This window comes from Chitinophaga sp. (assembly GCF_036569185.1).
Taxonomy (GTDB): Bacteria; Bacteroidota; Bacteroidia; order Chitinophagales; family Chitinophagaceae; genus Chitinophaga.
Genome location: NZ_DATCRD010000133.1, coordinates 1 through 6625, shown reverse-complemented (window position 1 = coordinate 6625; position 6625 = coordinate 1). Strand labels below are relative to the sequence as shown.

General features: G+C 47.1%; 4 protein-coding genes and 1 tRNA gene. 2 read left to right on the top strand and 3 right to left on the bottom strand.

Annotated elements, in window-relative coordinates:
- Nucleotides 1-255: 255 nt before the first annotated feature.
- From VIM72_RS09380 to VIM72_RS09370, 3 genes are all read right to left on the bottom strand, one after another.
- The gene (locus VIM72_RS09380) at nt 256-1842 is read right to left on the bottom strand and encodes a SusD/RagB family nutrient-binding outer membrane lipoprotein (protein WP_332002576.1); all 1587 of its coding nucleotides are present in this window, start codon (nt 1840-1842) and stop codon (nt 256-258) included.
- A gap of 26 nt (nt 1843-1868) precedes the next feature.
- Nucleotides 1869-5078, bottom strand: coding sequence for a SusC/RagA family TonB-linked outer membrane protein (locus tag VIM72_RS09375; protein ID WP_332002575.1), 3210 nt, complete (start codon nt 5076-5078; stop codon nt 1869-1871).
- 101 nt (nt 5079-5179) lie between these two features.
- Entirely contained in the window at nt 5180-5764 is a 585-nt protein-coding gene (locus VIM72_RS09370; RefSeq protein ID WP_332002574.1) for an XRE family transcriptional regulator, read from the bottom strand.
- Nucleotides 5765-5852: 88 nt separating this feature from the next.
- Here VIM72_RS09370 and VIM72_RS09365 point away from each other — a divergent pair, with 88 nt between their 5' ends.
- Together VIM72_RS09365 and VIM72_RS09360 are read left to right on the top strand one after the other, a co-directional pair.
- A complete protein-coding gene (locus tag VIM72_RS09365; RefSeq protein WP_332002573.1) occupies nt 5853-6419 on the top strand; it encodes a MarC family protein in 567 nt (188 codons plus the stop codon).
- 49 nt (nt 6420-6468) lie between these two features.
- A tRNA-Arg gene (locus VIM72_RS09360) sits at nt 6469-6543 on the top strand.
- The last annotated feature ends 82 nt before the right edge of the window (nt 6544-6625 follow it).

The window sequence follows — 6625 nt, the reverse complement described above, 5'->3', positions numbered from 1 at the left end:
ATTATTACCTGATTTATCTATATAAAAAAGAAGAAGAAAGAAATAATTCCTTCTTCTTCTCTCTAAAAAAATCAGTGTAATCAGCGTAATCATCCTAATCCTGCCCCAAGACAATCTTAGTGGCCGAAGGCCACCATTCGCCCTATTCAACCGCACCATAATCCAAACAACAAACGGCAGGAAAATCAGTGTAATCAGCGTAATCATCCTAATCCTGCTCCAAGACAATTTCAGTGGCCGAAGGCCACAAGCGCACTACTTCAGCAGCCACATGTCCGCATTGATATCGTCTGTAGTGCCGCCGAACTGGCTTTTCAGGGCAGCAGTCCAGTTGATGGTGTTGGAAGAGCGGTCGGAATCGGGATACTTGAAGCGTTTGGGGATAACGCCACTGTTGCCGGTACCGGCGCCTACACTGAAAGTAGGCACACCCGTTCTTCTCCAGTTAATGTATGCCTCCCAGCCGGAATTTTCAAAGAATGCCAGGTACTTCTGTGTGAGGATCTGTGCAAGCCCCTGTGCATTATTGCCTTTGTATTTCACACTGGTCTGTTTGTAATAGCTGTTCTCAAAATCAAACGGCACTTCATAACGCTTACCATTATACGTTTTTGTAACAGTACCTGCTGCCTCTGCCGGGATGCTGTAAAAACCTAGAGATGCCTTGATACCTTTTTTATACCAGGCTTCCGCATCAGCCTCAATCCAGCCACGGTTGGCCGCTTCGGCCATGTTAAAGCATAGTTCAGGGAAGCCAAGTAGTATGCCCGGCTCGGCTGCATAGCTGCTGTAGTAACGGCTGCGGCTACGCACTGAATATACGGCAGTATCCACATTCGACATTTTGGACGACATATTATCCAAACTTTCACCGGAAGCTGCACCTACATAAGCAGTAATATCTGCCGGTGATTTATGCAGCTTATTCACCTGCTCTGTTGCCGGTTCTGCGGTAATATAAGCCCGCGGATCATTGAGTGATACCAGCGTATTCAGGTAGGTAGCCGACATATTATACCTGGTAGCGTCAAAGCCCAGGTTGTCGGGGTTAGACGGATACTTGTTGATGTTATTGTAAATAAACTGCAGGTTCTGATCAGGAGATTCAATCAGCGGATATTTGGCAGGATTACTAACGATATCCTTGAACTGCTGTGCTACTTTCAGATCTGCATCCGCTGTTTTTTTACTCAGGGTAATGAGCACCCGCAAACGGAAGGTATTCACAGCGCGTTGCCATTTGCCCAGGTCATTTCCATAATAAAAATCGCCTTTCAGCAGCTGGCCTTCTGCGGTATTGCTTTTATCGGGATTGGCGATCTGTTGCCCCAGCTGGGTATTGGCTTCTTCCAGCCATTGCAGGATCTGCACAAATACCTGTTTTTGTTCATCATACACCGGCGTCAGATTTTCTTTACCCTGCAATGCGTTCTTCATTGGCAGATCGCCCACCAGGTTGGTCATGCGATAAAAGAACCAGGCACGGAAAAACTTACCTAATGCAGTATATGGATTCACTGCCTGTCCGCCTAAACGGCTGGCTTCCTTTTCCATTTGCTGTACATTCGTCATACTGAAGTAGCTGTTCAGGTCTGCTCCTCCCCAATCGTAACGCTGATCGCCATAATAGTTATAATTACAGCAGTCGAACTGGTTCCAGCGCATTACATTGCTCCAGGGCTTGTCTGAATTCATATCAGCCAGCACGCCACCTAATACAAGACTGGGCGGAGTTTGCGATGGTTTGTTGGTATTAATGGCGTAATCATCATACTTCTTGTTACAGCTACTGATCACAGCACCTGTTAAAGCAATGAAGGTTAATATTTTGAAAGATTTCATACAATACATTGTTTTAAAGTGACAGATCAGAAGCTGAGGTTGATGTTAAAGCCGTATCTCTTCGTAGTAGGCGTCTGGAGCGTAGAAGAGCCCTGGTCCGCACCCGGGTATTGATCCAGGTCCACATCCTTATTCTTTGCAAAATAGAGCAGGTTCCTGCCAACGAAGGAGATATTGGCCGATCTGATGAAAGTTCCTCTCAGTATGGTTTGCGGCAAAGCGTAGCCTATGGTCACCTCGCGTAGTTTTGCAAATGTTTTACTGATCAGGTTGGCTTCATTGGTTCTGTAGTACACGCTGATATAATCCTGCAGGAATGTTTTGGTAGTATTAGGTTCATACTGCAGTTTATCGTAGTTGGTTACATTACCGTTATTATCGTACTGGATAGGTACGTTGTTGCTTACCACTACACCCTGGCCCAGGTAGGATTTCACGCCTTTGTAATCCTGGTAGCGGGCCTCTCCCATGGCGCCCTCCGTGGTAAGGATGTTACGTCCGCCGCGGAAGGTTTGCTGCTGTATATAGTCGATCATATTACCGCCAACGCGGCCATCGAACTGGAAACTAAGACTGATACCTTTATAGCTGAAGCTGTTGTTCACGCCCCAAACCCAGTCGGCGCTGGCGTTTCCGAGAAACTGTTGGGTTGGATTCACCACCGGGCGGCCATCCGATCCGTTTATGATCTGTCCGTCGGCAGTTCTCACGAATTTGGTACCGTAGATCTTATCTACCCGGTCGCCCACGCCTACAAAGGCATTCAGCTTATCTTCCCCATCATAGATCTTCGTATATTTCTCCTGAAAAGTAGACCAGTTGGCGGTGATATTCCAGTTAAGGCCATTGGGGTTCCTGAGCGGGCTGCCATTCAGAGTTACCTCGTAACCGGTTTTACGGGTGTTTACACCATTGATACGGTTCTTAGCATAACCGGTAGCGCTGGGAATAATTACATCGTAGATCTGCGGGCCGTTCTGGCTGGTGAAATAGGTACCGTCGATGCCTATACGATTTTTCAGGAAGCGGATATCTATACCGGCTTCTAACGCTTTACTGGCAAAAGGCTTCAGATCGGGGTTGGCAATGGTTTGTGAAATATAAGCGCCTGCCTGGTTCTGGTATACCGGTGAAACATTGTAGAAAGAAGTATTATAGATAGGGCCATCGTAAGACGACTGGTATTCAGAGCCATATCCCAGCGGGTAAGTAGCCAGTGGCGTAGCGCCAATGGTAGCCTGTGTAAAGCCTCCTTTTACGTTGGCATAGGAGCCCCGCAGTTTCAGGAAAGACACTGCTTCCGGCAGCTGTATGTAGTCAGACAATACAGTGCTCACTGCCACAGACGGGTAGGAATAAACGTTGTTCTGGATAGGCAGGTTAGAGGCTTTGTCTATACGGTTGGTCAGGGAAACCGTTGCATACTTCCCCAGGTCAATATCCAAATACCCATAAGCGCTCAATACCAGCATAGGCGCGTAGTAGTTAGTGGCAAACAACGGGTCGCGGCTATTGGCAAATCCATACCATCCCGGTGCATTCAGGTAACCGGTTGAAACATAGCTGGAGTTATACCGGTAAGAACGTGCATTACCACCTACAGAGGCGTGGATACCGATCTTGCGGAAAGTGTTGGTGTAAGACAACAATACATCCGTGTTATTTTCAAACATGCTGCGTTTGTCTTCCCGGTAGTCGCCTTTGCCTTCTTCACGGCCGTAAGGGTGAGCGGAGAAAGGAACTTTCTCATTCCTCATCAGGTCGTACGAAGTGATCTGCGTGCGGGCCAGCAGTTCCAGTTTATCGTTGATTTTATAGTTCAGTTTTGCATAACCATTGATGTCTGTTTTATAATGGCCGCGTAGCCATTCGTAGGTCATGAACCAGGGGTTATGATAGCGTTGGTATTCCGCATAAATAGACTGTATCCCTTCTTTACCCGGCTGCCAATAGTTGCGCATATCGTCCATGCTCCAATCTGCGCCCGCCCATATGAGCGTGTTGTAAATAAGGCTGTTGGGGCCATAGGTTACATCCGGGAAATTATTTGAATACTGGCGGTTATAGTTCATGTAAGCATCCAGTCTTAACCTGGAGTTGAAGTTATAACCTGCGGAGATATTGAAGTTGGTGATGTTCAGCGACGTGTTAGGCACAATTCCTTTCTGGTAGGAATGGGACAGGGAGAAGCGCAGATCGGCTTTCTCTGTATGGGAAGATACGGCGATGTTGTTGGTGCTCAGCAAACCGGTTTGCAGGAAGCGCTGCAGGTTATTTTTGCCGCGTGCAATCCAGGGCGTGCCGGTGCGTTTGCCGGTGGCCGGATCTACGGGGCTATCGTACTGGGGGATGAGCTGTCCTTCGAACTTAGGTCCCCATATATCGTAGTCACCATCGTTGGTTCCACCACCTTTACCATCTACAAAAGCATATTTACCATGATCGCCGGGACCGTATTCATCCTGTACTTTGGGGATGGCATTGAATCCTTTTTCGAACATGGTACTGGAGTTAAAATCAATAGAAAGGCCGCGTGTATCTTTTGTTCCTTTTTTAGTGGTGATCATGATGGCGCCGTTAAGGCCACGGGAGCCATACAAGGCGGAGGCAGTCACGCCTTTCAGAACGGTATAGCTTTCGATATCATCGGGCGAAATATTCCAGGTATCGGAGTTAATGGGTACCCCATCTACCACATACAAACTAATATTGTTGCCGCGGAGCAGTACGAGCGGGGCCGACAGCAGTTCAGCAGAAGCGCCAACGGTAAGACCGGCCACTTTACCTACCAACCCGTTTACCGGGTTAGGTTCCCTGGCTTTTATCAGGTCTGCCCCTTTTACTTCCTGTACCGCATAGCCTACTTTCTTTACTTCTTTTCGTATACCCAATGCCGTTACCACTACTTCATCCAGCGCTTTTTTATCTGGCTGAAGCTCGATAGTAACGTCTGATGCTCCTTTCAGGGGGTATTCCTGCGGCAGGAAGCCAATAAAGCTTACCTGGAGCACATCGGTACCGGTTGCGGAGATAGCAAAGCTGCCGGTAGCGTCGGTAACAGCGCCGCGGTTGGCTCCTTTTACCTTAACGGTGGCCCCGATCACCGGCTGGCGGTCGTCGCCCGCAATAACTTTTCCCGTAATTGCCTGCTGGGCATGTACAGATAGGGTGGCGAACAGCAGCAATAGCATGGCGCATAGCTGCCTTTTGAGCGCCCGTTGTAGATTTGATTGCATGTAAAAGTAGGTTTGGGTAAAATGTTTACATGCAAAGTTTAAGATCCTATGTGACCGGAATGTTAAGTTATACTAAATTCAATGTTAAGTATTTGTAACCTTTATTTCTCGTTCCCGAGGAAGAAATATACTACCAGGATCTGTGCATTTTCCTGGCCTATGTTGCGGGGTTTATGGCCTAACCGGCCGTCGAAGAAGAGGGAGTCTCCTTCTTCGAGAATATATTTTTCGTTGTCGATCAGGTATTCAACGGTGCCTTTAATAATATACTTATACTCGTAGGCATCTGTTTTTACGGTTTGCGAGCGGTGGGCGCCTTTTTTCAGTTCCAGCAGTACGATATCTACCGGGAAATTCTTTACATTTTTGGTGAGCACTCTTTTATAAACAAATCCTTTGGCTGGCTCTTTTTCAAATTCCTGGTAGGAGGCTTTTTGCTTGATGATGACCTTGGCACTCTGTGTTTGCTGGTCGATTTCGTTGAAGAATTCGTTCATATCCAGCCGGAGGGCTTTAATGATATTGATAAGTACCAGCAGGGAGGGTACAGTTCTGTTGTTTTCTATCTGGGATATCAGTCCTTTGCTCACTTCTGCCCTGTCCGCCAGTTCCTGGATGGTTATTCCTTTGGCCTTTCGCTTTTCCTTGATCTTATTGCTGATCTGAATGATGATATCCTCTGTCATATAAAACGTAATTAAAACAAATATAAGCAGAAAAGAGGGTGGGATGAAACGTTCCTCATTCTCCCTATATTTACACAAAATAGCATTCATGTTCAGCTTTGACCAAATCCTGGCTATTACCTTTACGTTATTTGCGGTGATCGATATTGTAGGATCCGTTCCTGTGCTGGTATCCCTGAAAGAGAAGCTCGGCCATATAGACGCCGGTAAGGCAACGCTGGCCTCCGGTTTCCTGATGATCCTGTTCCTGCTGGTGGGAGAGCCCTTCCTGAAATTATTGAGCGTGGATGTACATTCCTTTGCGGTGGCGGGTTCTATCGTAATATTCGTGATCGGGCTGGAAATGATCCTGGGGCTGGAGTTCTTCAAAACAGATCCGGACGCCAAAGCCGGCAGCGTAGTGCCTATTGCCTTTCCGCTGATAGCCGGATCGGGTACCCTGACCACCATTATGTCGCTCAAAGCCGACTTCGGGCAGTACAATATCCTGGCGGGCATCTGTTTAAACCTGCTGATCGTATACATTGTGCTCCGCTCACTGAATTATATAGAACGCTTGCTGGGCAAGGCCGGGCTGATGGTATTGCGCAAATTTTTCGGCGTGATCCTGCTGGCTATTGCAGTGAAAATCTTTAAAAGTAATATCAATCTTTAAAGTGATTTGGGATTGTACATTAGAAAATGTAGATTTGCGCGAGTTTTATGGCCTCGTAGTACAATGGATAGTATAAGAGTTTCCGAAGCTCCAGATTCAAGTTCGATTCTTGACGAGGCTACCAGATCCCAAACAGCCGTTTTCAATTAAAATTGGGGACGGCCGTTTTATTTGATGACCGTAACGTTTTTGTACCCGGTCTTTTT

Excerpts from the sequence above, each read along its gene's own strand:
- VIM72_RS09380 (WP_332002576.1), bottom strand. The coding sequence starts at position 1,842 with ATGAAATCTTTCAAAATATTAACCTTCATTGCTTTAACAGGTGCTGTG.
- VIM72_RS09375 (WP_332002575.1), bottom strand. The coding sequence starts at position 5,078 with ATGCAATCAAATCTACAACGGGCGCTCAAAAGGCAGCTATGCGCCATG.
- VIM72_RS09370 (WP_332002574.1), bottom strand. The coding sequence starts at position 5,764 with ATGACAGAGGATATCATCATTCAGATCAGCAATAAGATCAAGGAAAAG.
- VIM72_RS09365 (WP_332002573.1), top strand. The coding sequence starts at position 5,853 with ATGTTCAGCTTTGACCAAATCCTGGCTATTACCTTTACGTTATTTGCG.